The sequence below is a fragment of the Streptomyces sp. NPDC058279 genome (assembly GCF_042881255.1).
GTDB lineage: Bacteria > Actinomycetota > Actinomycetes > Streptomycetales > Streptomycetaceae > Streptomyces.
Genome location: NZ_JBHVYA010000009.1, coordinates 211,491 through 236,527, shown reverse-complemented (window position 1 = coordinate 236,527; position 25,037 = coordinate 211,491). Strand labels below are relative to the sequence as shown.

Sequence of the window (25,037 nt, the reverse complement as noted above, 5' to 3'; positions counted from 1 at the left end):
AGCCCCCGAAGCACCGTCGACCTCGAATCGAGAACGTGAGATGCGCAAGATACTCGTCGTGGGGGCCGGCCAGTCCGGTCTCCAACTCGCCCTCGGACTCCAGTCGAAGGGGTACGACGTCACCGTCATGTCCAACCGGACGGCGGACGAGATCCGCACCGGGCGGGTCATGTCCACGCAAGTCATGTTCGACACGGCGCTCCAGCACGAGCGGGACCTCGAACTGGCCTTCTGGGAGCGGCAGGCCCCGCGGATCGAGGGCGTCGGCGTCTCGGTCGCGGCCCCCGACGGCGGGCGCGCCGTCGACTGGCTCGGCCGGTTGAAGGGCTTCGCGCAGTCCGTCGACCAGCGCGTGAAGATGGCGGGCTGGATCGACACGTTCGTCCAGCGCGGCGGCCAGTTGGTCATCCACGGCGCGTCCGTCGCCGACCTGGACTACTTCTCCCGCACGTACGACCTGGTGCTGGTCGCCGCCGGCAAGGGCGAACTGGTGTCGATGTTCGAGCGGGACGCGGCGCGCTCCCCGTACGACGCGCCGCAGCGCGCGCTGGCGGTCTCCTACGTGCACGGGCTCGGACCGCGCCCCGAGCACCCGGACACCGAGGCGGTGCGCTGCAACCTGGTGCCGGGCGTCGGCGAACTGTTCGTCATGCCGACCCTGACCACCTCGGGGCGGGCGGACATCCTGTTCTGGGAGGGCCTCCCGGGCGGTCCGGTGGACGTCTTCAAGGGCGTCAAGGACCCGTCGGAGCACTTGGCGCTGACGCTGGAGCTGATGGAGAAGTTCGCGCCCTGGGAGTACGCGCGGGCCACCAAGGTGGACCTGACGGACGGGGGCGCCACCCTCGCCGGCCGGTACGCGCCGGTCGTCCGCAAGCCGATCGGCCGGCTGCCGGGCGGCGGCGTGGTGCTGGGCGTCGCGGACGTGGTGGTGGCGAACGACCCGATCACGGGACAGGGCTCGAACTCCGCGGCGAAGTGCGCGGCCTCCTACCTCTCGTCGATCCTCATGCACGGCGACAAGCCGTTCGACGAGCCGTGGATGAAGGCGACCTTCGACAAGTTCTGGTTCCGGACCGGCAAGCCGGTCACCCAGTGGACCAACGCGATGCTGGGCGTGCCGCCGGAGCACGTGCTGAACCTGATCGGCGCGGCCGGGGAGCTGACGCCGGTGGCGGATCGATTCGCCAACGGCTTCGACAACCCGGCCGACTTCGACGGGTACTTCTACGACCCCGAGGACACGGCGGACTACCTGGCGGAGGTCTCGGCCTCGGTGTCCGCGTCGGGCCCGGACCCCGAGTAGCCGGTGTCGTCCCCCGTCGTGGCCGACTCGGGCAACGGCGGGAGGGTGAACGAGGCGAGCGGGGTGCCCGCCGGGTCGGGGCGGACGGCGCCCAGGACCGGGTTCGCGGCGATCGGCGAGACCTTGACGGTCGCGCCCGGGCGGGGCGCCTGGATGACCTTGCCGTCGCCGATGTAGAGGGCGACGTGCGTGGCGGTGGGGAAGTACACCACCAGGTCCCCGGGACGGAGCCGGTCCAGCGGCACCTTCGGCAACTGCGCCCACTGCTCCTGGCTGGTGCGGGGGATGGGCCGCCCCGCGTGCTCCCAGGCCCGGGAGGTCAGCCCGGAGCAGTCGAAGGAGGCCGGGCCCTCGGCGCCCCAGACGTACGGCTTGCCGATCTGGGCCACCGCGTAGGCGAGGGCCGCGCCGCCGGCGGCGGTGGGGGTGGCGGCCGGCAGGGCGGCGGCGCGGGAACCGGCCCGACCGGCGGCGGGGGGACCGGCCCGGCCGAGACGGCCCGAGCCGATCAGCTCCCGCTGTGCTTCGGCGGTGACCTCCGTCTCGCGGGCGCCGAGCCGTTCCAGTTGCCCGGGGGTCAGTGAGGCCAGGAGCCGCTCGACCTCCTTGAGCCGGCCGGTGACCTCCTCCTTGTGCCGCTTCTGCTCCGCGGTCAGCGTCCGCTGGGCCTCCAGCGCCTTGCGGGCGGCGTCGGCGAGGGACCCGGCGCGCTGCTCGCCGTGTGCGAGGCGGCTGAGGAGCCCGGCGGTGCGGGCGCCTTGGAGGGTGGTGAGCCGGCGCTGGTCGGAGGCGTGGCGGAGGTCTCCGGAGAGGAGCATCAGCAGGTAGGGGGAGAGGCCGCCGCGGGACCCCTGGTACTGCTCCCGGGCCAGCCGGCCGGCGCGGGCCCGCTCGATGGTGAGGGCGGTACGGGTGTTGCCGAGTGCGGTGGTGAGCCGGTGCTCCTCGTTCTGGCGGGCCTTGAGGGCGACTTCGGTGGCGTTGTACGCCTCGGACGCCTGCTCCGCCTTCTGGTACAGGTCCTGGAGGCGGGTGAGCAGCGCCCCGACGGACTCGCCGGTGGCGGGCCGCGCGGTGGCGGGCCGGGCGCTCGCGGACTCACCGGTGGTGGGCCGGGCGGCGGGCCCGGTGCCGGGAAGCGGCGCGGGCACGGGCGCCGCGGCGGGCTCCGTCGCGGGGAGGGGTTCGGCGTGGGCGGTGGCCGGCGGGCCGGCGGCCGTGAGCAGGACGGCGGCGGCGACGCAGACGGTGCGGACAAGACGTGGTCGGTTTGTCATGTAATCACCTCCGGGGCGGCCGATGCTGCCATGTCCGGTATGACGAATCGCCCAGCGGGGACGGCGAGGTGAGGTCGCGTCACCTGTTCGGAGGCACAGGGGTGGGCGCTCCGGCGGTCGTCACGGCTCCCGATCGCCGCACGTTCCGACCGTTTGTGGCGACTCTTCGGCGCACTGTGACATAAACGGACATAGCGTTCCCGTGCTTGCTACGTTCCCCCTATGACCGCTCTGACGGCGAAGGTGGCGGAGCCCGCTCCGCCCCCGCCCCCCGACGCCCGGACCCGCAAGGGCCGCGGCATCGAGCTCACACTGCTCGTCGGGGCGGTCCTGATCTCCGTCCTCGGTCACCTCTACGTCGGGTTCGCCGCCACCGGCCGCTTCCCCGACGCGATCACCCGGCACACCGTCGGGTTCGCCGTCGCCGCCCTGCTCGCGCACCTCGCCGTGCGGCTGCGCGCCCCGTACGCCGACCCGCTCGTCCTGCCCATCGCCGTCCTGCTCAACGGACTCGGCCTGGTCCTGATCGAACGGCTCGACCTCGCCACCCCCGGCCCGGCCGCGGCCGTGGGGCAACTGCGCTGGTCGGGCGTCGGGCTGGCGCTGTTCGTGCTGGTCGTCGGCGTACTGCGGGACCACCGCGTGCTCCAGCGGTACGCGTACCTCTCCGTCACCACCGCGCTCGCCCTGATGCTCGTCCCCGTCTTCTTCCCGGCCGTCAACGGCGCCCACATCTGGATCCGGTTCGCCGGGTACTCCTTCCAGCCGGGCGAGTTCGCCAAGATCCTGCTCGCCGTCTTCTTCGCCGCCTACCTCGCCGCGAACCGCACCGCCCTCGCGCTGACCGGGCGCCGGCTGCTGTGGAAACTGCGCCTGCTGCCCGGTCGCGTCCTCGGCCCGATCCTCACGATCTGGCTGCTCAGCGTCGGCGTGCTGGTCCTGGAACGGGACCTCGGCACGTCCCTGCTGTTCTTCGGCCTGTTCGTGATCATGTTGTTCACCGCCACCGGACGGATCGGGTGGATCGCGATCGGGCTGCTGCTCGCGGCGCTCGGCGCGTACGCCGTGGGGACGTTCGAGCCGCACGTGCACACCCGTGTCGAGGACTGGCTGAATCCTTTCGCCTCCATCGCGCGGGGCGACGGCCCCGGCCAGCTCGCCCAGTCCCTCTTCGCCTTCGGCGCCGGGGGCCTGCTCGGCGCCGGCCTCGGCCACGGCCAGTCCTTCCTCATCGGCTTCGCCGCCAAGTCCGACTTCATCCTCGCCACCGCGGGCGAGGAACTCGGGCTCGCCGGCCTCAGCGCGATCCTGCTGCTCTACGGGCTCCTCGTGGACCGGGGCTTCCGCGCCGGACTCGCGCTGCGCGACCCCTTCGGGCGCCTCCTCGCCACCGGGCTCGCCTCGATCCTCGCACTCCAGGTGTTCGTCATCGCGGGCGGCGTCACCGGCCTGATCCCGCTCACCGGCATGGCCATGCCGTTCCTGGCCCAGGGCGGCTCCTCCGTCGTCACCAACTGGATCATCGTCGCCCTGTTGATCCGGCTCGGGGACAGCGCCCGCAGACCCCTGCCGGCCGCGGAGCCGGCCCCCGCGTGACCCGAGAGGCGGCCCCCGCGTGATCCGCTACATCCGCTGGTGCGCGTACTTCTGCGCGGCCCTGCTCGTCGCCCTGCTGGTCAACATCGGCCGGGTACAGGTGTGGGAGGCGTCCGCCTACGGCGCGAACCCGGCCAACAAACGCACCGCCGTCGAACGGTACGCGAAGCCGCGCGGGGACATCCTGGTCGACGGCCGGCCCGTCACCGGCTCCCGCGACAGCGGCCAACTGCTGCGCTACGAACGCACCTACGCCGACGGCCCGCTCTACGCGCCCGTCACCGGCTTCGCCTCCCAGACGTACGGGACCAGCTTCGTCGAGCGCGCCGAGGACACCGTCCTGGCCGGCACCGACCCCGGCCTGTCCGCCTTCCCCCTCTGGTACGACCTCGCGCGCGGCCACCCACCGGGCGGGAACGCCGTCACGACGCTCCGGGCCGGGATGCAGCGGGCCGCGTACACGGGGCTGGCGGGCAAGCGGGGCGCGGTCGCGGCCCTGGAGCCGGCCACCGGCAGGATCCTGGCCCTGGTCAGCAGCCCCTCCTACGACCCGGGGGCGCTCTCGGGCACCGGCGCGCGGGTCAAGGAGGCATGGACGCGGCTCAACGCCGACCCCACCAAGCCGATGCTCAACCGGGCGCTGCGCGAGACGTACCCGCCCGGCTCCACCTTCAAGATCGTGACGGCGGCGGCCGCGCTCGACGCCGGGGTGGTCAAGGACGTGGACGCTCCCACCAAAACCCCCGACCCGTACCCGCTGCCCGGCACCAGCACCCTGCTGCCGAACGAGGCCACCGGCTGCGAGGACGCCTCGATGGCGGAGGCGGTGCAGTGGTCGTGCAACACGGTGATGGCGAAGATCGGCGTACAGGTGGGCCTGAACCGCATGGTCGAGGCGGCGCGGCGGTTCGGCTTCAACGACGACGGGCTGCGCGTGCCCGCCTGGGTGTCGCCGTCGACCTTCGACACCGACATGAGCCCCGACCAACTGGCACTGTCCTCGATCGGACAGTTCAACACCAGGGCGACCCCGCTCCAGATGGCGATGGTCGCGGCGGCGGTCGCCAACGGCGGCGAACTGAAGCGCCCCTACCTGGTGGAACGCACCACGCGGGACGACGGCAGCCAGGTGCGCCGGGGCGAACAGCGCACGCTGGGCCGGGCCATGAACCCGGCGACGGCCCTGCGCGTACAGGAACTCATGGTCAAGGTGGTGGAGAACGGAACGGGACGCAACGCCGCCGTCCCGGGCGCGGTGGTCGGCGGCAAGACCGGCACCGCGCAGCACGGCGTCGGCAACAAGGGCACCCCCTACGCCTGGTTCATCGCCTGGGCCAGGGCGGAGGGCGCGCCGCTGCCGGCGGTCGCGGTCGCGGTCGTCGTCGAGGACGCGGCGGCGGACCGCGGCGACATCAGCGGCAACAGCGCGGCGGCCCCGATCGCCCGCGCCGTCCTGACGGCCGCGCTCCAGGCCGACCCGCGCCGGCCTTAGGGCCGTGCCCGCAGGGCCGGACACCCTAGGCGCACGCCAGGACGCCGCGGCCCGTCTCGTGGGCGTAGCGGGTCGCCCGGTCGCGCGGGGAAGGGCCGACCGCGGCCCCGGGGATCGGCGTACGCACCGAACGGCGCATCGTGGCCGACCTGATGGACCGTCTCGGGGCGTCGAACCGCTTCGAAGCCGGAGTGACGGTCGGGGGCCGCGCTCAGGCGCCGGCGGCGTCGCCCCCCGCACCCTCCTCGATGGCGGACCGGACCTCCGCCACCCGCTCCCGCTCCTCGGCCGCGAACCGCTCCCGATCCAGGGCCTCGGCGACCTCCTCGTCCTCGCTCATCAACAGGTCGAGGTTGGAGTCGCCCATCTCGAAGACGCCCATCTCCACGTAAGCCCGCTGCAGCCGGTCACCCCACAGCCCGATGTCCTTCACACAGGGCACGATCCGGCTGAACAGCAGCCTGCGGAACAGGTGCAGGAACTCCGACCGCTCGCTGAACTCCTCCGCCTCCTTCCTCGGGACGCCGAAGTTCTCCAGCACCTCCACCCCGCGCAGCCGGTCCCGCATCAGGTAACAGCCCTCGATCACGAACTCCTCGCGTTCGCGCAGCTCGGCGTCCGTCAACTGCTTGTAGTAGTCCCGCAACGCCATCCGCCCGAAAGCCACGTGCCGGGCCTCGTCCTGCATCACGTACGCCAGGATCTGCTTGGGCAGCGGCTTGTCGGTCGTGTCGCGGATCATCCCGAACGCCGCCAGCGCCAGCCCCTCGATCAGCACCTGCATGCCCAGGTACGGCATGTCCCAGCGGGAGTCGCGCAGCGTGTCGTCGAGCAACCCCCGGAGGCTGTCGTTGATCGGGTAGAGCATCCCGACCTTCTCGTGCAGGAAGCGCCCGAAGACCTCCGCGTGCCGGGCCTCGTCCATGGTCTGGGTCGCCGAGTAGAACTTCGCGTCCAGGTCCGGCACGGATTCGACGATGCGCGCCGCGCACACCATCGCCCCCTGCTCCCCGTGCAGGAACTGGCTGAAGTTCCAGGCCGCGTAGTGGCGGCGCAACTCGCCCTTGTCCTTGTCGGTGAGTTTGGCCCAGTACCGGGTGCCGTGGAGCGTCAGCGCCTCGTCGGGGGTGCCGAGCGGGTCGTACGGGTCCACCTCCAGGTCCCACGCGATGCGCTTGGCGCCGTCCCACTGCTTGTCCTTGCCCTTCTGGTACAGGGCGAGCAACCGCTCCCGGCCTCCGTCGTACTCCCAGCTGAAGCGGGCGGCGCCGGAGGCCGGAACCTGCCAGACGCCCTCGCCCGGGTCCTTGGTGTAGAGCTCGTGCGTCGACACTGACGCCCCCTTGGTCTCATGTACTCGCGTACCGGACTGCACAGTTGGCCACCGTCCGCAGCGTCACACGTTGCTAGACGCGGGGTCAACAAGTCGCGCCCAGGGGATTGACGGTCTTGCTGACAGGCAGTCTCATAAGCAGTGACCGCCGGTAACTCGACGAGCGAGGTGTCCGAAGCCATGACGACCGTGACCGATCGAGCAGCGCCGAGGGACGCGCTCGGCCTCCTCAAGGACCGCGAGGAGACGGCCGAACGACTGCTGGAATCATCGGCCAAGCACTCCTTCGACCCCGACAAGGAACTCGACTGGGACGCCCCGCCGATCGACGGCAAGTACTACTGGCCGCCCGAACTGCTCTCGCTCTACGACACCCCGCTGTGGAAGAAGATGGGCGAGGAGCAGCGCATCGACCTCTCCCGGCACGAGGCGGCCGCGCTCGGCTCCCTCGGCATCTGGTTCGAGATCATCCTGATGCAACTGCTCGTCCGGCACATCTACGACAAGTCGCTGGTCAGCAACCACGTCCGCTACGCGCTCACCGAGATCGCCGACGAATGCCGGCACTCCATGATGTTCGCCCGGATGATCCGCAAGGCCGACACCCCCGCCTACCCGGTCTCGCGCACCCACCACAACCTGGCCCGCGTCCTCAAGACCGTCTCCACCACCCCCGGCTCCTTCGCCTGCACCCTCCTCGGCGAGGAGATCCTCGACTGGATGCAGCGCCTGACCTTCCCCGACGAGCGCGTCCAGCCGCTCGTGCGCGGGGTCACCCGCATCCACGTCATCGAAGAGGCCCGACACGTCCGCTACGCCCGCGAGGAACTGCGCCGCCAGATGCTGACCGCCCCGCGCTGGGAGCAGGAACTCACCCGCGTCAGCTGCGGCGAGGCCGCCCGCGTCTTCTCGCTGGCCTTCGTCAACCCCCAGGTCTACGAGAACATCGGCCTGGACCGGCGCGAAGCCGTCGCCCAGGTCAAGGCCAGCGGCCACCGGCGGGAGGTCATGCAGACCGGCGCCAAACGGCTCACCGACTTCCTCGACGACATCGGCGTCCTGCGCGGCGTCGGCCGCAGGCTCTGGCGCAGCTCGGGACTCCTCGCCTGACCCGCGCCGCCCGGGGTTACCCTGCGGGCATGACAACCGTACGGGCGTACCGCAGGCTGAGCGTCGAGGAGCGTCGGGCCCAACTCCTCGACGCGGCCCTGTCGCTGTTCGCGCACCGGGCGCCCGAGGAGGTGTCCCTCGACGACGTCGCCGAGGCCGCCGGGGTCTCGCGCCCGCTGGTCTACCGCTACTTCCCCGGCGGCAAGCAGCAGCTCTACGAGGCCGCCCTGCGCTCGGCGGCGGAACTGCTGGCACAGTGCTTCGCCCAGCCCCAGGCCGGGCCGCTGACCCAGCGGCTGTCCCGGGCCCTGGACCGCTACCTGGCCTTCGTCGACGAACACGACACCGGCTTCGCGGCGCTGCTCCAGGGCGGCAGCGTCGTGGAGACCTCCCGCACGACGGCGACCGTGGACGGCATCCGCCGCGCGGCGGCCGAACAGATCCTCGTGCACCTCGCCGTCCCGGAACCCGGGCCGCGGCTGCGGATGATGGTGCGGACCTGGATCACGGCGGTGGAAGGGGCCTCGCTGAACTGGATCGACGAGGGCAAGCAGCCGGAGGTCGGCTCGCTCCGCGACTGGCTGGTGGACCAGTTCATCGCCCTGCTCACCGCCACCGCCGCCACCGACCCCCAGACGGCCGCCGCCGCGCGGGCGGCCCTGGCTCTGGAATCGGCGGACGGCCCGGTCGGGGTGCTGGCCCGGCGGGTGATCCCGGTGGTCTCCGAAGCGGCCCACCTGCTGTGACACTGGAGGGGTGAGAAGCGAATCCACCCCGTTCGAGGGCGGTCCGATGGACGGCCGGTCCCTGCCGATCCTGCTGGGCCCGACCGGTCACCCGCCGAAGTGGTACGAGATCCCGGTGCCCGACCCGGACGGGGCGGCCCCGACGGTCCTGCTGTACGAACGGGTCCCGGCGGGCCAGACCAAACGCCTGGGCCTCCAGAAGGGCTGGAAGTACACCTTCCGTCCGGAGGGCACCCGCCCCCGCCTCCGCGCGCGCTGGCCGTGGGCCGGGCCGTAGCCCTGGCCGGGTCGTGTTGCGGGCCTCCGCGGGGGTTGCCCGGTGGGCCGGGCCGGTGCCCTGGCCGGGGCGTTGTGCGGGGTCCCGCGGGGGTTGCCCGGTGGGCCGGGCGGGGTGGGTGTTCGCCTCAAAGCTCCCCCAGCTACCGCTGGGAGGTGCCCCCACGGGGCTGGGGATGGGGCCGGGGCCGGGTGGGTATCTGATCCTCGTCCTGCCCTGGGCTGCATGAATGAGTCCGCGGTTGTCTTTCCGCTGGGACCGGCGGTCATCTGAGGTTGACGGCCGGGCGGTGGTTTGTCCCCTCTGGTTGGGCTGGAGGTGTTGGTCGGGGGTGGGGGCGGGGGGGGGGGTCGACCGGGGCTAAAACGTGATTTGTGGCGGGTCGGCCCGCCCGGCAGTGGAAGCCGGTTCGGGCGCCATAAATCATGCCCACCCCGTCCACGCCCCGACCCCCCCGCCCAGGCGCAACCACCCCCAGCCCCGCCGGCGTTTGAGGCGAACACCGACCCCGCCCGGCGGCACGGGCAACCCCCGCGGTGCCCCGCAAAGACGCCCGGCCAGGGCACCGGCCCGGCGGCACGGGCAACCCCCGCGGTGCCCCGCGAAGACGCCCGGCCAGGGCACCGGCCCGGCGGCACGGGCAACCCCCGCGGTGCCCCGCAAAAACGGCCGGCCAGGGCAACGTCACGGCAACCGCAGCACCGCCTCCGCCCCGCCCCCCTCCGCCCGGCGGAATTCCAGCCGCGCCCCGATCACCCCCGCCTGGCCGACCGCGATGGTCAGCCCCAGCCCGTGCCCCTTCCCGGCCCGGGGCCCCGACCCCTCGCTGCGGAACCGCTGCGGCCCCCGCGTCATCAGGTACTCCGGGAACCCGTCACCGTGGTCCCGTACCGTCACCACCGGTCCGTCCACCGTCAGGACGACCGGCTCGCGCCCGTGCCGGTGCGCGTTCGCGACCAGGTTCCCCAGCACCCGCTCCAGCCGCCGCCGGTCTGTCTCCACCAGCGCGTCCCGCACCACGACCACCTCGGTCGGCGTCCCCGACGCCCGCACCACGCGCCGCGCCAGCCGCGCCAACTGGTGCAGGTCCGTCTCCACCACCTCGCGGCCGGAGTCCAGCCGCGAGATCTCCAGCAGGTCCTCCGTCAGCCCCCGCATCGTCCGTACCCGCTCCCGCACCAGCTCCGTCGCCCGCCCCTCGGGCAGCAGCTCCGACGCCGCCTGCAACCCGGTCAGCGGTGTCCGCAGCTCGTGCGCGACGTCCGCCGTGAACCGCTGTTCGCGCTCCAGCTTGCCCTGGAGCGTCGCCGCCATCGTGTCGAGCGCGCCCGCCACCGTCGCGACCTCGTCCTGGTGGCGCGAGGCGTCCCGCGTCCGGGGGTCGCCCACCCGCGCGTCGAGGTCCCCCTGGGAGATCCGCCGCGCGACCGTGGCCGTCTGGTGCAGCCGCCGCGTCACCCGCCGCACCGCGAACGCGCCCAACAGCAGCGTGCCGCCGATCGCCAGCACCGAGGAGCCGACGATCGCCTGGTCCAGCCCGCTGATCGTGCGCGCCGCCTGGCTGTAGTCCACGGCCGTCGCGAGGGCCCGGCCATCCGCCGGTCCGGCCGCCCACATGACCTGCCGCCCCCGGTACTCGGCCACCACCGTGCCCCGCCGTCCGCCCACCGCCAGCCGCCGCAGCGACTCCGGCAGACCCGCCGGGTCCAGCGACGAACGCGGCGGCAGCGCCTCGCCCGCCTCGTACGCGCGCGTGGCGTCGGCCAGCTTCTCCAGGGCGCGGTCGCGAGCGTTCGACACCGTCTGTCGGGTGACCTCGACGTGCACGAGCGCGCCCAGCGCCGCCGCCAGCGCACAGCACATGACCACGATGAAGCACGCCGACTTCCAGGTGAGCCGGGCGGTCCACGCGGGCAGCCGGGCCCTCATGACGTCCGCGGGCGCGCCGGCACCCGTACGATCTGCTCGCGCGTCGGCAGCATGCTCCGCTGCTTGTCGTCCCACGACCACGTGCTGATCAGCTCGTATCCGGGATGCCCGCTCGGCACGCGCAGCACCACGTTCTGACCGGCCAGCTCGACGTCGATGACGGTCTCGGTGGTCGCCATGATCCGGTTGAGCCGTCCGTCCGGGTCGGCCGTGTAGGCGCGTACGGACATCATGTGGTCGGGCAGTTCGATCCCGACGACGACCTCGTCCTTCCCGTTCCCCGTGAGGTCCCGGTAGTACGGGTCGAGCACCGGGCACCGCTCCGGGGCCTCCGTCCCGCAGGCCCCGATCGCGTCGGCGGTCTCCTTCGGCATCCCGTCCGGGCCGACCACGGCGCCCCGGTGGGCGCTCAGATCGGCCCGCACCAGCGCCACCGCGTCCACCTCATGCACGTTCTGGTCGTGCACCGGCGCCAAGCCCTGCACGTACACCGGCGGCACGCCCCCGGGCGGTGCGGGCGGTACGTCGGCGCCCGCGCGCCACGGCCACAGTCGTACGGGCCCGCTCGCCGTCGGGGTCGGACCGGCGGAGACCAGCCCGCCCGGATCACCGCACGCCGCCAGCGGCGGCAGCAGGAGCAGCCCGATGACCGTGCGGAAGACGAGCGTGCGCACAGCGGCGGGCCTCCTCTGACACGGTCCGGGGTGACGGTCGGGTTCCCGCCAACCTTAGGCCGACCCGGTCCGCTTTCGCCCGCACACATGGGCGACGCCCGGGCGGCGGGGGAGCGTCACCCGCGTGACGCGCAGCCGGCCGGGCGCGCGGTGTCAGGCGTCCGTACGACCCCGCCGCAGCATCGCGAAGCCCAGCCCGGCGGCGCCGACGGCCGCGATTCCGCCGCCCGCGGCGAGCAGCAGCGCCCCGTTGCCGGGCCCGTCCGGCACGGCGTACGAGCGCAGCGCCGCGACGGCCGCGCTCCGCGGCGCCACGGCGGCGGAGACCGGCCGGCCGCGGGTCGCGGTCTTGTGTCCGTCGCCGGCCAACGCGTGGCCGCCCGGCCCGGGGGCGATGGCGCCGACCCAGGACGAGAGCCGGCCGTCCGCCCGCAACGCGATGTGCAGTCCCCGCGTCTCACCGGTGCCGGGGGCGCCGGGACGGCTGGTCAGCGACGCCACGCGGGCGCCGTCGCGCAGCACGTCGGCCTCGTACGTGTCACCGGGGAGCCGGTAGACCCGGGCCGTGGACCGGCCGTCGGCCAGGGACAGGCTGCTCACCAGGGTCCGCGTCCCCGCCGAGGCGGCCGGCGGCCCTTCGGCGAGCGCGGCGGCGGTCGGCGCGGCGAGCAGCGCGCCGGCGCAGACGGTCACGGCGGCGGCGCGCACGAGGGTGCGGCGGCTGACGGTGGTCACGGGACTCCTCCTGCGGTCGGGCTCGGCCGGGGACGTCCCAACGTAGGGGCGCGCCGTTGCGGTAGGGCGATGGCCTTGTAACGGTGAGCCGACAGCGTCCCGTAGGAGTCGTCGCACGGTGTGCCGCGTACGGGGGATTGCCGGGCGGCGCATCGCCTGTTCCCATGGACGCCGGGGGTGAGGGCGATGCGTGGACTCACGGTGTTGCCGAGCGGACGGCCCGGGCGCGGCCGGTTGTTCGTCAACCTGCCGGACGGCCGGGCGGTGGCCTGGTACGACCGGCGCGCCAACCGGGTCAGCCTGCTGGAGGAGGCCCGCCGCGAGGCGGTGCTGGCCGCCCTGCGCCCTTACCTGAGCGGTGAACCGGCCGTCGGGCCGCCGCCGGTGCCCACGCCCGCCGAACGGCTCCGGCTGGCCCTTCCCCCGGACCGGGACCTGGCCCCGAACCGCCCGGGTGAACCGCTGCTGGGGGAACTCGGGTACGGCTCACCGGGCACCCGGGCCCGCCACCGGCTGCGCCGGGAGCTGGAGGCCCGGGAACTGATGGGGGCGGAGCTGGACGCCCTCGAAGCGATGGACTGGCGGGTCCTGCACGCCGTGCCGCTCCCGGGCGGCGGCCTGATCGACCACCTGCTGATCGGGCCGGCCGGGGTGTTCTGCGTCGTCACGGTGGCGGGCGGGCGCCGCCGGGTCCGGGTCGGCGACCTGCTGGTCACGGTGGGCCGTGCCGACCCCCGCCCCGACGTACGCCACGTCCGCGGCGCGGCGGCCCACGCCGCGCTCGCCCTGCGCACGCCGGTCACCCCGGTGGTGGCGGTGGTCGACGCCTCCGCGGTCGAGGCGGCCGCCACCCTGCGCGACGTCCTCGTCCTGCAACCCCACACGGCGGCCCCCTACTTCACGACGGCCACCCCCACCCTCAAACCCCCGGACCCGGACACCCTCTTCTCCCTGGCCCGCGACACCACGACCTGGCTCCCGTAACCCCCGCGGCCCCACCGACCCCCAGCCCCGCCCCCGGACGGAGTCCGGAGGAGGTGGCGGGGGGAGGTGGCGGGGGAGCTTGAGGCGTACACCGACCCCGCCCGGCGCAACCGGGCAACGCCTCGCGGAGGCCCGCTTGACGTCCCGGCCAGGGCAACCGTGCAGCGTCCCGGCCAGGGCGCGGGATCACGCCGAGCGCCGCTTGCGCGGTGTCGCCGCCTTCTTGCCGGCCGCCGTCGTCTTCTTCGCCGCCGCCGACGTGGACTTGGTACCGCCCGACTTGCCCCCGGCCGACCCCGTCTTCTTCGCGGAAGCCGACGCCGACGACGACGACGCCGACGTGGACTTCCGCCCCGACGCCGTCTTCTTCGCCGCCCCCGACCCGGAGGTCGCCGTGGACTTCTTGCCGCCCACCGCCTTGGGCGCGGCGGCGGCCTTCCGCCGGATCGGCGTCACCTCGGCCTCGCCCCCCGACCCGGCCCCCGCTCCCGCCTTCGCCTCCGCGGGAACGCCACCGCCCTCGCCCCGCGACGCCTTCGCCGCCTGCACGCTCCGCTCCAGCGCCGCCATCAGGTCGATCACCTGCCCGGCCGGTTCCGCCGCGGCCTCGGCCGGCTCGTACGCCCCGCCCGCCTTCGCCGCGATCATCTCCTCCAGGGCCTCGCGGTAGTCGTCGTGCAGCGACTCGATGTCCACCTCGCCCAGCGTCGCCATCAGCGCGTCCGCCAGGTCGAGTTCGGCGTCCCGCACCGTCACCGACGTCTCCGGCGCCACCCCCTCCGGGCGGCGGATCTCGTCCGGCCACAGCAGTCCGTGCATGGCGATCACGTCGTCGACGACCCGCAGCATCCCCAGCCGCTCCCGCCCCCGCAGCGCGAACTTCGCGATCGCCACCTTCCGGCTGCGCTTCAGGGCCTCCCGCAGCAGGGTGTACGGCTTGGCCGCCGTCGCACCGTTCGCCGCGAGGTAGTACGCCGCGTCCATCTGGAGCGGATCGATCTCGTCGGCCGGTACGAACGACACGATCTCGATCGTCTTGGCGGTGGCGATCGGCAGCCGCGCCAAGTCCTCGTCCGTGATCGGGATGATCGAGCCGTCCGCCTCCTCGTACCCCTTGCCGATCTCGGCGGCCGACACCTCCTCGCCGTCCAGCTCGCACACCTTGCGGTACCGCACCCGTCCGCCGTCGGTCACATGGATCTGGCGGAACGAGATCGAGTGGCTCTCGGTGGCGTTCACGAGCTTGATCGGAATGCTGACCAGGCCGAAGGAAATCGCCCCATTCCAGATGGATCGCACAGTTCCTCCCGTTTCGTGGCAATCTCATCGTATGACGCCGATCACCATGGTGGAGGGGCGGCGCATCGCGCTCAGCAACCTGGACAAGGTCATCTACCCGGAGACCGGTTTCACCAAGGGCGAGGTGCTGCACTACTACGCCACCGTCGCGCAGCCCCTGCTGGCCCACGTCCACAACCGGCCGGTGTCGTTCCTGCGCTACCCCGACGGCCCCGACGGGCAGCTCTTCTTCACCAAGAACCCGCCGCCGGGTACCCCCGAATGGGTGCGGACCAGCCCGGTCCCGCGCTCGGAGGACCCGTCCGCCGAACAGGTGGTCATCGCGGACATGCCCACCCTCATGTGGGCCGCCAACCTCGTCGTCGAGTTCCACGTCCACCAGTGGACGGCGGGCAGCCCGGCCGTCGCCGACCGGCTGATCCTCGACCTCGACCCCGGCCCGCCCGCCACCGTCGTGGAGTGCTGCGCCGCCGCCCTCTGGCTGCGCGACCGGCTCGCCGCCGACGGCCTGCACGCCTACCCCAAGACCTCCGGCGCCAAGGGCCTGCACCTGTCCGCGCCCCTGGAACCGACCCCCTCCGCGCGGGTGTCCGCGTACGCGAAGCGGCTCGCCCAGGAGGCCGAACGGGAGCTCCCGGAGCTCGTCGTGCATCGCATGACCAAGGCGCTGCGGCCCGGCAAGGTGTTCGTCGACCACAGCCAGAACGCCGCCGCCAAGACCACCGCCGCGCCCTACACCCTGCGCGCCCGCGCCCGCCAGACGGTCTCCGCGCCCGTCTCGTGGGAGGAGGTGGCGGCCTGCGCCAACCCCGCCGACCTGGTGTTCCTGGCCGACGACATCGCGCCCCGGCTGGCCCGCGACGGTGACCTCTTCGCCCCGCTCACCGACCCCGCGCAGGCCGGGGCCCTGCCGTGAGCCGGGTCCGGGTCGCGCTGGCCGCCACCGTACGGACCCTGCCGCGGGCGCCCGGCCTGGCGTACGAACCGAAGTTCGACGGCCACCGTCTCGTCATCGTGCGCGGTGCGGACGGCGTGGTGCTCCAGGCCCGTTCCGGCCGGATCGTGACCAGTGCGTTCCCCGACCTGGCCCGGGCGGCGGAGCGGTTGCCCGCCGGGACCGTGCTCGACGGTGAGGTGGTGGTCTGGCACGACGGGCGCACGGACTTCGCCCTCGTCCAGCGGCGGGCGGCGGCGACGGCGACCCGCGCCCCGGCGCTCGCCCAGAGCCTGCCGGCCTCGTACGCGGCGTTCGACGTCCTGGAGCTGGCCGGAGTCGACGTGCGCGGCCGCTCGTACGAACGGCGTCGGGCGCTCCTGGTGGACCTGTTGCTCCCGCTCGGGCCGCCCCTGCAGCCGGTGCCGATGACGACCGATCCGGAGCTGGCCGCGACCTGGTACGAGACGCTGCCCGCCAGCGGGATCGAGGGCCTGGTCGTCAAACGGCTGGACCAGCCCTACCCGGCCGGCCGGCGCGCCTGGCAGAAACTGCGACACACCGACGTCCGGGACGCGGCGGTGATCGGCTACACCGGTACGCCGCGCCGGCCGGCGGCGCTGGTGCTGCTCGTGCCGGGCGACGACGAGGCGCCCCTCGTGTCGAGCCCCCTGTCGGCGCCCCTGCGCAGGGAGTTGTCCGAGGCCCTGGCCGCCCGTGCGGGCGGGGCCCCAGGGGAGTCGACGGCGGCGACGGCGGGGGCGGGGGCGGGCGCGCCGGCTCCGGCCACCGTCACGGCCATCGGGCTCGGGGAGGTGGCCTACCGTCCGCTCGACCCGCCGCTGGCGGCGGAGGTCCGGCACACCTCGCTGCGCCATCCGCCGCCGGAGGTGCTCCGACTGCGGACGGACCTCTGACGCGCGCCTCGCGGCAGCGCGGTCAGAGGTCCGAGGTCGAGGTCCGTCCGGGCGGTCGGGGGCGGCGTCAGGTGTGGTCCGTCCCCCCGTGCGGCGGGGCCACCGGCGGCTCCGGCGGGGTCGGTGGCGCGGGCGGCGGAGGCTCGGTGACCTCGGAGGACGGGCGCCGGCCGGCGTGCGGGTGCGAGTGCTGGTACCCCGATTCCCGGGCCGCGCGGACTTCGTCCGGATGCGCGGAGGTGGTGGACCCGAAGTTGCCGAAGCCCTGCATCTCGTGCGGACGCAGGCCGCTCTCGGGGAACTCCACGGGGTCCCGCTCCTCCCGCACCTCGTGCACGGCGCCCCCGTCGGGCAGGTGCGGCTGACTCTCGGGAGTGGGCGGCGGGGGCTCCTTGGCACGCACCCACTGGCCCAGTTTGAAGGCGGCGAGGAGGAACGCGACGATGAAGAACCCGATGAAGAGGAACCAAACGGAATTCGGTGCGTCGTCCGAGGCGAGCATGTTCATACGTACTATTTTCCTCCTCTCCGGGTGTATTGACCTGATCTATTCACCCAAGGTGGGGAGAACCCGTCCGGGGCACGCGGGCGCCACCCCGTCCCGGGCCCTCCCGGGAGCCGACGGCCCCGCTACCCCCGCAGCGGACCTTCGGAGTCCCGCAGCCCCCCGCCCTCCCGGCCCCCGAGCACCCCGAGGATCTCCGCGCAGATGGTCAGGGCCGTCTCCGCCGGGGTCCGCGCACCGAGGTCGAGGCCGATCGGCCCGTGCACCCGGGCCAGCTCGGCCTCCGTCACCCCGGCCGCCAGCAGGCCGTCGCGGAGCCGGGCGGCGGTCCGGCGGGAGCCGAGCGCGCCGACGTACGGGATGCCCAGCGCGAGCGCGGTGCGCAGCGCCGGCACGTCGAACTCCGGGTCGTGGCTGAGCAGCACCAGGCAGGCGGCGTCCCGGTGGGCGCCCAGCACCTTCTCCGCCTCGGCCGCCGACTCGACCGTCACCGCGCCCCACTCCAGCAGCGTCGCCTGCCGCGCGATGATCTCCGCGAGCTCACCGGAACCGCCGATCACCACCTGCGGTTCCGACGGGTACGCCTCCACCAGCACCAGCCCCGAGCCCGCGTACAGGGCGTCCCGGCCGGGCCGTCGCGTACGCAGCAGCTCGGCGGCCCGCCGCGCGGCGTCGTCGGCCGGCGCGGCGACGGCCCGTACGACCTCGCTCACCGCCCGGTCCGCGGCCTCGTTCAACCGGGTCACCAGCGCCACGCCGTGCCCCGCGCCGAGCTGCTCCCACCACTCGGCCGGGATCGCGGACAGCGGCTGGAGCAGCACCTCCGCCTGCCCGCCGCAGGTCAGCTTCGCCTCCACCGCCTCCCCGGCGCCGACGGAGACCTCGCACACCCGCGCGGTGTCGCCGGCCGCCATCAACCGCGCCTCGGCGACGAGTTCGGCGTCGAACACCCCCCGGTACAGGGCCCCGACGCAGTCGCCCCGGGCGTCCACGAGCACCGCCCCGGCCGGGTCGCGCGGCCCGAACCCCTGCTCGGTGACGGGCCGTGCCAGGTACCCGTCCCGCCCCTCGGCCACCCACCGCCGCGCCGTCTCCACCAGCTCACGCATCGCGTCCGCCCCATCCTCATCGTCCGAGCCTGCCACAAAGCGCCTGGTCAGCGGCGCCGGGTGGCTTTCTTGTCAACCTACGCACACGGCCTACGCCTACCCATCCCCCAAAACCCACAGACCCGGCACCACCTCCTTCGTACGAGTTGCGCCACACCGCCGGGAGGCGTTGGTTCGAAGGGTGCTGTTCAACGACCGCGACGACGCGGGCCGCCGCCTGGCCGAGGCCCTGCGCCGCTACGGACCCCGGCACCCCGTGGTGCTCGGCCTGCCCCGGGGCGGCGTCCCGGTGGCCTTTCACGTGGCCCGCGCGCTCGACGCCCCGCTCGATGTGATCGTCGTACGCAAACTGGGTGTTCCGGGCCACCGCGAGCTGGCGTTCGGCGCCCTCGGCGAAGGTGGCGTACGGGTCGTCAACGAGGACGTCGTCCGCCGTGGCCGACTCCGCCCCGAGGACATGGCGGAGGTCGAACGGTCGGAGCGCGCCGCACTCGCCGACCAGGCCCGACGCTTCCGCTCGGGCCGTCCCCGCCTGGCCGTCGCGGGCCGCACCGCGATCGTCGTCGACGACGGCATCGCCACCGGCGCCACGGCGGCGGCGGCCTGCGAGGTCGTCCGCGCGCAGGGCGCGAGCCACGTCGTCATGGCCACGCCCGTGGCCCCGCCGGACGCGGCCGCCCGCCTCGCCGCCTCGGCGGACGAACTCGTCTGCCTCACCACCCCGCCCGGCTTCTCCTCGGTGGGCCAGTGGTACCGCGACTTCTCCCAGACCCCGGACAGCCTGGTCATCACCCTGCTGACGGCGGACGCCCCCGGCCTTCCCGGAGCCCCGGGCACCCCCGACCTCCCGGGAACCCCCGACCTCCCGGGAACCCCCGGCACCCCCGGGCCGGCTCCGGATTCACCCCAAAGAGCAGCGGATCCGCCCTAGGCTGATCGTGTGAAGGCACGTACCGCTCTCGCCACCTGGCTCGGCACCCTCGACGACCGGCGGTTGACCACCCTGCTGGAAGAGCGGGACCTGCCGCGCGCCGCCGGGCCCCGTCCGATCGACACCCTCCCCGCCCTCGCGGACCACCTGCTCTCCGATCCGTCCGTGGGCCGGGGTCTCCTGGCGTGCGACCGCGGGGAGCTGGATCTGCTGGGCTCGGTCGCCGCCCTCGCCCTGGAGCGGTACGGCCCCGCCACCGAGGAGGCCGAGGGCGCCGTCCGGTACCCCTGGCAGCAGCACCGACCCGTCATCCGCGTGGAGCCCGCGGACCGGATGGTGGCCGAGCGGGACGTCCTGGCCTGGTTCGAACCGGGGGAGGAGCGACAGCGCGCGGAACGCGCCCTCGCCCGGCTGCGGGAGCGCGCACTGCTGCTGCCCGCCCCCACCGGCCGGCTGGCGCTGCCCCCGCTGCTGCACGTCCGGGCCACCGACTTCGACGGCTACGGCCGCCCCGTCGCGCACCTGTTGACCGCCGCCTACAACGCCCCCGAGATCAAGCGGATCGCCGCCGACCTCTTCGGCGGGGAAGCCGCGAACCGCACCCGTGACCGGGCCCAGGAAATGATCACCGCCCTCCTCGGCGACCCGGACCGGGTACGGGCCCTGGTGGCCGGGGCCCCGGCCGGGGCGCGGGACATGCTGGACGCCCTGGTGCCCGGCCCGCCGCTGCTGCGCACGCACTGCTTCGTCAGCCGGTACGGGTCGCAGTACGCGGGCCCCGACACCAAGTACGTCTTCCGGGCGAGCGGCAGCGGGGACCCGGACACCGACTGGTTGGCCGCGCGCGGGCTGCTGATCCCCGTCGGGCACGACCTGGTGGAGCTGCCGTACGAGGTCGCCCGCGCGCTGCGCGGGGAGGGCTCCGTACCCGACCCCCGGCTGGAGCCCGAACCGCTCACCGTCACCGCACGGCCGGCCCCGGGGCGGGCGGCGGAGGCAGGAGCCGCCGCGGCCTCCGCCGCCTGGCGGGCCGGACTCGTCCTGCGGGCGCTCGCCGCCGAGCCGGTCGCGATCCGCAAGGCCGGGGGCATCGCCGTACGCGACACCCGTCGGCTGGCCAAGGCGGCCGGGGCGGACGAGGCCCAGACCCGGCTGTGGCTCGACCTCGCCGTCAACGCCGGCCTCGCCGCCCCGCACCGGGAGTCGGCCCCCGCCGCGCCCGGCCGCCGCGCCAAGACCTCCGCCGCCCCGCGGCCCGGGGTCCGGCTCCTGCCCAGCGACCGCTACGACGCCTGGGCCGCCGCCCCGGCCGCCGGCAAGCTCCTGCCGCTGCTGGCCACGTGGGCCGTGATCCCGGCCCTCCTGAGCTACTGGCCGGACCCGGAGGAGACCCCGGTCGCGCTGATCAACGCGCAGGACGAGTCCGCCGTGCGGCTGCGGACCGGAGTGCTCCGGGCCCTCGCCACCCTGCCGGACGGCTGCGGCCGGGACCCGGCCAGGCGGGGGCACGCCGAACTCCTCAACCTGGCGGAGTGGTTCGTCCCGCCCCTGGACAACCACGCGGAAACCGACGACGACCTGCCCGAGCGACTGGTGGCCACCCTGGCGGAGGCGACGCTGCTCGGCGTCGTCTCGCACGGTGCGCTGACCCCCGTCGGCCGGGCCCTGTGCCGGGTGTTGGAGGCGGGCGGCGCCCGCCACTACCCCGCCGTCCCCGGCGCGGGCGCCGACCCCGCCGCCCGCGGCTCCGACGGCCTGGGCGCGGACCTCACCGCACGCCCCGAACTGGCCCGCGCGGTGACCGAGCTGCGCGAGGCCCTGTACGCGGCCCTGCCCGAGCCCAGCACCACCGCCCGCTTCCAGAGCGACCAGACCGCCACCGTGACCGGCGCGCCCGCGCCCGCCCTCTCCGACCTCCTGTCCACCGTCGGCGACATCGAGTCCGAGGGCCACGCGGTGGTCTGGCGGATCACCGCCGGCTCCATCCGGCGGGCCCTGGACGCCGGTTGGAGCGCCGACGAACTCCTCGACCGCCTCACCGCCGCGAGCGAGGGCGGCACCCCGCTCCCACAACCACTCGCGTACACGATCAAGGACGCCGCCCGCACCCACGGCCGGCTCAAGGTCGTCCGCTCCGGCTGCTGCGTCCGCTCCGAGGACACGGGCCTGCTCGCCGAGGTGGTCCACGCCCGCGGCCTGTCCAAGCTGGGCCTGCGCCGCATCGCCCCGACCGTCCTGACCTCCACGGCCCCGCCCGAGGAAACCCTCGCCACCCTCCGCGCGGCCGGCTACGCCCCCACCCAGGAATCCGCCACGGGCACCCCCCTCCTCACCCGCCCCCCATCCCCCCGCGCCCCGTCCCTCGTCCCACCCCTCCCCCCAACGGCCCACCTCCCCGCTTAAGGCGTCCCGCTGCAGCGGACCTCACACCTCTCCGGCCGGTGCGCTATCGGCGTCCCGGGCCGCTCTTGGCGGTCACGTTCGGGCTGCGGCAGCCGGCCGGGCCCGAGCGGCAGTGCTGCAGGCAGGACAACGCCACGCCGGACCGGACGGCTGCTGCGATGGCCCCACTTCCAAGGTCGTCCCCCTGACGGACACCCAGCAGCCCGGCACACAGCTGGGCATACGCGAAGACCCCGTCTCAGCGTTGCCGCTGATGGCGGGGTCTTTGGGCACTTCCTGCGAAGTGCCCCCGGCAGGATTCGAACCTGCGCACACGGCTCCGGAGGCCGTTGCTCTATCCCCTGAGCTACGGGGGCGTGTCGTTCGCGTTGCGGCGACGGGTTGAACACTACCAGCTCGCGGGCGGTGATCAGAAACGGTTTGCGGGGGTGGGGAGGGGTGGGTCGCCCGGAGGGGGTGGAAGTGGGGAAAACCCGGACGCGGAGGCTTAGGCGGACCTACTCTCGAGTTGTGCCAGGCGCCTCGCGCCGGGTGCTTGTTGTCGACGACAACAAGGTCATCCGGCAGCTGATCAAGGTCAATCTCGAGCTGGAGGGCTTCGAGGTCGTGACCGCGAACGATGGTGCCGAGTGTCTGGACGTCGTCCATCACGTGTGTCCCGACGTCATCACCCTTGATGTGGTCATGCCCCGGCTGGACGGGTTCGGGACCGCCGCCCGGCTGCGGGCCGATCCGCGGACGCGACACGTGCCGCTCGCCATGGTCAGTGCCTGTACGCAGCACGAGATGGAGGCCGGGATCACCGTCGGGGTCGACGCGTTCCTCGCCAAGCCCTTCGAGCCGGCCGAGCTGGTCCGGGTCGTACGGCGGCTGGTCGAGCGGCGGGACCGGCGTGAGCGGGAAGGGGCTCCCGCCGGGACCGGCAGGGGGTGACACCGACCACGCTGCTCAGGCGCTGTTCACATGGCGAAACCCTCGGCATGACGTCCGGGGTTCTCCCCTAGGCTGGGTCCCGTGACCCCCGCCGACCTCTCCCGTACCGTCGCGCACGCCGTGCGTGGCGCCGTCGGGGACGGGGAGCTGCCCGCCGGGGTGGAGCTGCCGCAGCGGGTGGTCGTGGACCGGACGCGGCCCGGCGGGGTGGGGGAGTACGCCACCGCCGTCGCCTTCCCCCTCGCCAAGAGCGCCGGACGGCCCCCCGGGGACGTCGCGCGCGTGCTCGCCCGCCGGCTCGCCGGGGCGCCCGGGATCGACCGGGTCGAGGTCACCGGCTCCGGGTTCCTGAACTTCGTCATGGGACGGCCGTCCGCCGAAGCGCTGGTACGGGATGTGCGCGAGCGCGGGCTCCGGTACGGAGTCTCGCCGGAGGTCGCCCCCGGCGTCGTAGGCGCCCGAACCCGAGCCGAGGTCGTGCGTGACGCCGTTCTGCGGCTCGGCGGCGACCTCGGCCTCAACCCCGACCTCGACCCCGACACCCGCGGGCCGCGGATCGCCCCCGTGCCCAAGAAGGAAGGGGACGTCTTCGCCGACTACGGCGCCGACGCCGCCCGGTGGGCCATGCTCGCCGTCCCGCCGCACGAGACCCCCTCCTTCTCCGGTCGACTCCTCGTCCAGGACGAGTCCAACGAGTTCTTCCGCGTGCGGTACGCCCGCGCCCGCGCCCGAGCCCTGCTGCGGAACGCCGCCCACCTCGGTTTCCGCCCCGAGGCGGGGGACGAGCCGGGGGATACGGAACACACCCCGGCCGCCGACGCGCTCCTGCGCGCCCTCGCCGACCACCCCCTCGCCCTCGAAGCCGCCGCGCACCACCGCGCGCCCGAGCGCCTCGCCCGGCAGCTCGTCCGGCTGGCCGACGCGCTGCTCGACTTCCAGTACGACGTGCTCCCCAAGGGAGACGAGAAACCCTCGGCCGCCCACCGCGCCCGGCTGGCCCTCGCCGAAGCCGCCGGGACGGTGCTGGCCGGCGGCCTGTCCCAGCTCGGCATCGCCGCCCCCGAACGCCTGTGACCTGCGAAGAGAGATTCCGATGAGCCGTTCCGCGCACCCCGCCGGGCCCCGCCACGCCGATGTCCTGCCCGAGGGCCACTACGCGCCGCCGCCCGCCGACCTCAACGTCCTCGACGAGAAGGTGTGGTCGCGCACCGTCACCCGCGACGCCGACGGCGTCGTGACCGTCGGCGGGATCGAAGTGACCAAGCTGGCGGCAGAGTTCGGGACGCCCGCCTACTTCATGGACGAAGAGGACTTCCGGGAGCGCTGCCGGGCCTGGGCGCACGCCTTCGGGGCCGACGCCGACGTGTTCTACGCGGGCAAGGCGTTCCTCTCCAAGGCCGTCGTGAAGTGGCTGCGGGAAGAGGGACTCAACCTCGACGTGTGCTCCGGGGGCGAGCTGGCCACCGCGCTCGCCGCCGGGATGCCCGCCGAGCGGATCGCGTTCCACGGCAACAACAAGTCCGTCGCCGAGATCACCCGGGCCGTCGAGGCCGGTGTGGGTCGCATCGTGCTCGACTCCTTCCAGGAGATCGCCCGCGTCGCGCACATCGCCGCCGGCCTGGGCGTGCGCCAGCCCGTGCAGATCCGCGTCACCGTCGGCGTCGAAGCGCACACCCACGAGTTCATCGCCACCGCGCACGAGGACCAGAAGTTCGGCATCGCGGTGGCCGACGGGTCCGCCGCCGAGGCCGTCCGCAGGGCGCTGGGCCACGACTCGCTGGAGCTGCTCGGCGTCCACTCCCACATCGGTTCGCAGATCTTCGACATGGCCGGATTCGAGGTGTCCGCCAAGCGCGTCGTGCGGCTGCTCGCCGCCGTCCGTGACGAACACGGCGTGGAACTGCCCGAGATCGACCTCGGCGGCGGCCTCGGCATCGCCTACACCTCCGCCGACGACCCCCGCGAGCCGCACGAGATCGCCAAGGCCCTGCACGAGATCGTCGCGCGCGAGTGCGAGGCGGCGGGTCTGCGGGCCCCCCGGATCTCGGTCGAGCCCGGCCGGGCGATCGTCGGCCCGACCGCCTTCACCCTCTACGAGGTCGGCACCATCAAGCCGCTGGAGGGGCTGCGGACGTACGTCAGCGTCGACGGCGGCATGTCGGACAACATCCGCACCGCCCTCTACGACGCCGAGTACGCGGTCACGCTCGTCTCCCGCGTCTCCGACGCCGAGCCGATGCTGGTGCGCGTCGTCGGCAAGCACTGTGAGAGCGGCGACATCGTGGTCAAGGACGCCTTCCTGCCGGCCGACCTGGCCCCCGGCGACCTCCTCGCCGTCCCGGCCACCGGCGCCTACTGCCGCTCCATGGCCAGCAACTACAACCACGCCCTCCGGCCGCCCGTCGTCGCCGTGCGCGACGGACAGGCGCGCGTGATCGTCCGGCGCGAGACGGAGGAAGATCTCCTGCGTCTGGACCTCGGATGATGCCGGTATTTCTGGGGTAGGCCCCAGGACCCCCAAAATGGACGTCTCACTCAATGGACCGA

The 25,037-nt window shown here is 73.9% G+C and carries 21 protein-coding genes, 1 tRNA gene and 1 pseudogene; 14 read left to right on the top strand and 9 right to left on the bottom strand.

Annotated elements, in window-relative coordinates; all coding sequences use genetic code 11:
* Window positions 1-40: 40 nt before the first annotated feature.
* Window positions 41-1,306, top strand: a complete 1,266-nt coding sequence (locus tag ACFVXJ_RS19560; RefSeq protein WP_389663141.1) for a styrene monooxygenase/indole monooxygenase family protein — start codon at window positions 41-43, stop codon at window positions 1,304-1,306.
* Here ACFVXJ_RS19560 and ACFVXJ_RS19555 read toward each other — a convergent pair.
* On the bottom strand, window positions 1,252-2,583 hold the full coding sequence (locus tag ACFVXJ_RS19555; protein ID WP_389663139.1) for an NlpC/P60 family protein: 1,332 nt from the start codon (window positions 2,581-2,583) through the stop codon (window positions 1,252-1,254). The two genes, ACFVXJ_RS19560 and ACFVXJ_RS19555, sit on opposite strands and share 55 nt — an antisense overlap.
* A gap of 222 nt (window positions 2,584-2,805) precedes the next feature.
* Between ACFVXJ_RS19555 and ACFVXJ_RS19550 the strand changes: the two genes are divergently transcribed.
* The gene (locus ACFVXJ_RS19550) at window positions 2,806-4,179 is read left to right on the top strand and encodes an FtsW/RodA/SpoVE family cell cycle protein (RefSeq protein ID WP_389663137.1); all 1,374 of its coding nucleotides are present in this window, start codon (window positions 2,806-2,808) and stop codon (window positions 4,177-4,179) included.
* A gap of 19 nt (window positions 4,180-4,198) precedes the next feature.
* A complete protein-coding gene (locus ACFVXJ_RS19545) occupies window positions 4,199-5,671 on the top strand; it encodes a penicillin-binding transpeptidase domain-containing protein (protein ID WP_389663135.1) in 1,473 nt (490 codons plus the stop codon).
* Between the two features lie 211 nt (window positions 5,672-5,882).
* Here the strand turns inward: ACFVXJ_RS19545 and ACFVXJ_RS19540 are convergent, their stop codons facing one another.
* On the bottom strand, window positions 5,883-7,004 hold the full coding sequence (locus tag ACFVXJ_RS19540; RefSeq protein WP_389663133.1) for a ferritin-like domain-containing protein: 1,122 nt from the start codon (window positions 7,002-7,004) through the stop codon (window positions 5,883-5,885).
* Window positions 7,005-7,184: 180 nt separating this feature from the next.
* Between ACFVXJ_RS19540 and ACFVXJ_RS19535 the strand changes: the two genes are divergently transcribed.
* The 3 genes from ACFVXJ_RS19535 to ACFVXJ_RS19525 are packed head-to-tail and all read left to right on the top strand — an operon-like array spanning window position 7,185 to window position 9,137.
* Entirely contained in the window at window positions 7,185-8,114 is a 930-nt protein-coding gene (locus ACFVXJ_RS19535; RefSeq protein WP_389663132.1) for a diiron oxygenase, read from the top strand.
* A 29-nt stretch (window positions 8,115-8,143) separates the two neighbouring features.
* Window positions 8,144-8,860 carry a TetR/AcrR family transcriptional regulator gene (locus ACFVXJ_RS19530; RefSeq protein ID WP_389663130.1) on the top strand — a complete coding sequence of 239 codons (717 nt, stop codon included), beginning with the start codon at window positions 8,144-8,146 and terminating at the stop codon, window positions 8,858-8,860.
* A 10-nt stretch (window positions 8,861-8,870) separates the two neighbouring features.
* Window positions 8,871-9,137 carry a hypothetical protein gene (locus ACFVXJ_RS19525; protein ID WP_389663129.1) on the top strand — a complete coding sequence of 89 codons (267 nt, stop codon included), beginning with the start codon at window positions 8,871-8,873 and terminating at the stop codon, window positions 9,135-9,137.
* Between the two features lie 684 nt (window positions 9,138-9,821).
* Here the strand turns inward: ACFVXJ_RS19525 and ACFVXJ_RS19520 are convergent.
* The 3 genes from ACFVXJ_RS19520 to ACFVXJ_RS19510 form a co-directional block, all read right to left on the bottom strand.
* Window positions 9,822-11,066: a histidine kinase dimerization/phospho-acceptor domain-containing protein gene (locus tag ACFVXJ_RS19520; protein WP_389663127.1), complete on the bottom strand. Its 1,245-nt coding sequence runs from the start codon at window positions 11,064-11,066 to the stop codon at window positions 9,822-9,824.
* Window positions 11,063-11,740 carry a hypothetical protein gene (locus ACFVXJ_RS19515; protein WP_389663126.1) on the bottom strand — a complete coding sequence of 226 codons (678 nt, stop codon included), beginning with the start codon at window positions 11,738-11,740 and terminating at the stop codon, window positions 11,063-11,065. The genes ACFVXJ_RS19520 and ACFVXJ_RS19515 overlap by 4 nt, the downstream gene beginning before the upstream one ends.
* Before the next feature lie 153 nt (window positions 11,741-11,893).
* A complete protein-coding gene (locus ACFVXJ_RS19510) occupies window positions 11,894-12,475 on the bottom strand; it encodes a hypothetical protein (RefSeq protein ID WP_389663124.1) in 582 nt (193 codons plus the stop codon).
* A 186-nt stretch (window positions 12,476-12,661) separates the two neighbouring features.
* On the opposite strand from ACFVXJ_RS19510, the gene ACFVXJ_RS19505 reads away from it, so the two are divergent.
* The gene (locus ACFVXJ_RS19505) at window positions 12,662-13,459 is read left to right on the top strand and encodes a nuclease-related domain-containing protein (protein WP_389663122.1); all 798 of its coding nucleotides are present in this window, start codon (window positions 12,662-12,664) and stop codon (window positions 13,457-13,459) included.
* Between the two features lie 186 nt (window positions 13,460-13,645).
* On the opposite strand, the gene ACFVXJ_RS19500 is transcribed toward ACFVXJ_RS19505, so the two are convergent.
* Window positions 13,646-14,758 (bottom strand): Ku protein, encoded by a 1,113-nt coding sequence (locus ACFVXJ_RS19500; protein ID WP_389663120.1) that lies wholly within the window; start codon window positions 14,756-14,758, stop codon window positions 13,646-13,648.
* A gap of 31 nt (window positions 14,759-14,789) precedes the next feature.
* On the opposite strand from ACFVXJ_RS19500, the gene ligD reads away from it, so the two are divergent.
* Together ligD and ACFVXJ_RS19490 are read left to right on the top strand one after the other, a co-directional pair.
* Window positions 14,790-15,674 (top strand): non-homologous end-joining DNA ligase, encoded by an 885-nt coding sequence (ligD, locus tag ACFVXJ_RS19495; RefSeq protein WP_389663119.1) that lies wholly within the window; start codon window positions 14,790-14,792, stop codon window positions 15,672-15,674.
* Window positions 15,671-16,609, top strand: a complete 939-nt coding sequence (locus ACFVXJ_RS19490) for an ATP-dependent DNA ligase (RefSeq protein ID WP_389663118.1) — start codon at window positions 15,671-15,673, stop codon at window positions 16,607-16,609. The genes ligD and ACFVXJ_RS19490 overlap by 4 nt, the downstream gene beginning before the upstream one ends.
* A 67-nt stretch (window positions 16,610-16,676) precedes the next feature.
* On the opposite strand, the gene ACFVXJ_RS19485 is transcribed toward ACFVXJ_RS19490, so the two are convergent.
* Together ACFVXJ_RS19485 and ACFVXJ_RS19480 are read right to left on the bottom strand one after the other, a co-directional pair.
* Window positions 16,677-17,117 (bottom strand): DUF6479 family protein, encoded by a 441-nt coding sequence (locus ACFVXJ_RS19485; protein WP_389663116.1) that lies wholly within the window; start codon window positions 17,115-17,117, stop codon window positions 16,677-16,679.
* 122 nt (window positions 17,118-17,239) lie between these two features.
* Window positions 17,240-18,223, bottom strand: a complete 984-nt coding sequence (locus ACFVXJ_RS19480) for an XdhC family protein (RefSeq protein WP_389663114.1) — start codon at window positions 18,221-18,223, stop codon at window positions 17,240-17,242.
* 181 nt (window positions 18,224-18,404) lie between these two features.
* Here ACFVXJ_RS19480 and ACFVXJ_RS19475 point away from each other — a divergent pair.
* Both ACFVXJ_RS19475 and ACFVXJ_RS19470 read left to right on the top strand, forming a co-directional pair.
* Window positions 18,405-19,082 (top strand): annotated as a pseudogene (locus tag ACFVXJ_RS19475) (phosphoribosyltransferase); the annotation flags it as partial.
* Window positions 19,083-19,163: 81 nt separating this feature from the next.
* The gene (locus ACFVXJ_RS19470) at window positions 19,164-21,557 is read left to right on the top strand and encodes a helicase-associated domain-containing protein (RefSeq protein ID WP_389663112.1); all 2,394 of its coding nucleotides are present in this window, start codon (window positions 19,164-19,166) and stop codon (window positions 21,555-21,557) included.
* Between the two features lie 284 nt (window positions 21,558-21,841).
* On the opposite strand, the gene ACFVXJ_RS19465 is transcribed toward ACFVXJ_RS19470, so the two are convergent.
* Window positions 21,842-21,913 (bottom strand) — tRNA-Arg (locus ACFVXJ_RS19465).
* An 82-nt stretch (window positions 21,914-21,995) separates the two neighbouring features.
* Between ACFVXJ_RS19465 and ACFVXJ_RS19460 the strand changes: the two genes are divergently transcribed.
* The 3 genes from ACFVXJ_RS19460 to lysA all read left to right on the top strand — a co-directional run bounded on the left by ACFVXJ_RS19460 (window position 21,996) and on the right by lysA (window position 24,975).
* The gene (locus ACFVXJ_RS19460) at window positions 21,996-22,490 is read left to right on the top strand and encodes a PleD family two-component system response regulator (RefSeq protein WP_389663261.1); all 495 of its coding nucleotides are present in this window, start codon (window positions 21,996-21,998) and stop codon (window positions 22,488-22,490) included.
* Window positions 22,491-22,571: 81 nt separating this feature from the next.
* Window positions 22,572-23,564 carry an ArgS-related anticodon-binding protein NrtL gene (gene nrtL, locus ACFVXJ_RS19455; protein ID WP_389663110.1) on the top strand — a complete coding sequence of 331 codons (993 nt, stop codon included), beginning with the start codon at window positions 22,572-22,574 and terminating at the stop codon, window positions 23,562-23,564.
* Window positions 23,565-23,583: 19 nt separating this feature from the next.
* Window positions 23,584-24,975: a diaminopimelate decarboxylase gene (lysA, locus tag ACFVXJ_RS19450; RefSeq protein ID WP_389663109.1), complete on the top strand. Its 1,392-nt coding sequence runs from the start codon at window positions 23,584-23,586 to the stop codon at window positions 24,973-24,975.
* The last annotated feature ends 62 nt before the right edge of the window (window positions 24,976-25,037 follow it).

Coding starts and splice junctions, on each gene's coding strand:
- ACFVXJ_RS19560 (WP_389663141.1), top strand. CDS start 41: ATGCGCAAGATACTCGTCGTGGGGGCCGGCCAGTCCGGTCTCCAACTC.
- ACFVXJ_RS19555 (WP_389663139.1), bottom strand. CDS start 2,583: ATGACAAACCGACCACGTCTTGTCCGCACCGTCTGCGTCGCCGCCGCC.
- ACFVXJ_RS19550 (WP_389663137.1), top strand. CDS start 2,806: ATGACCGCTCTGACGGCGAAGGTGGCGGAGCCCGCTCCGCCCCCGCCC.
- ACFVXJ_RS19535 (WP_389663132.1), top strand. CDS start 7,185: ATGACGACCGTGACCGATCGAGCAGCGCCGAGGGACGCGCTCGGCCTC.
- ACFVXJ_RS19530 (WP_389663130.1), top strand. CDS start 8,144: ATGACAACCGTACGGGCGTACCGCAGGCTGAGCGTCGAGGAGCGTCGG.
- ACFVXJ_RS19520 (WP_389663127.1), bottom strand. CDS start 11,066: ATGAGGGCCCGGCTGCCCGCGTGGACCGCCCGGCTCACCTGGAAGTCG.
- ACFVXJ_RS19505 (WP_389663122.1), top strand. CDS start 12,662: ATGCGTGGACTCACGGTGTTGCCGAGCGGACGGCCCGGGCGCGGCCGG.
- ligD (WP_389663119.1), top strand. CDS start 14,790: ATGACGCCGATCACCATGGTGGAGGGGCGGCGCATCGCGCTCAGCAAC.
- ACFVXJ_RS19485 (WP_389663116.1), bottom strand. CDS start 17,117: ATGAACATGCTCGCCTCGGACGACGCACCGAATTCCGTTTGGTTCCTC.
- ACFVXJ_RS19480 (WP_389663114.1), bottom strand. CDS start 18,223: ATGCGTGAGCTGGTGGAGACGGCGCGGCGGTGGGTGGCCGAGGGGCGG.
- lysA (WP_389663109.1), top strand. CDS start 23,584: ATGAGCCGTTCCGCGCACCCCGCCGGGCCCCGCCACGCCGATGTCCTG.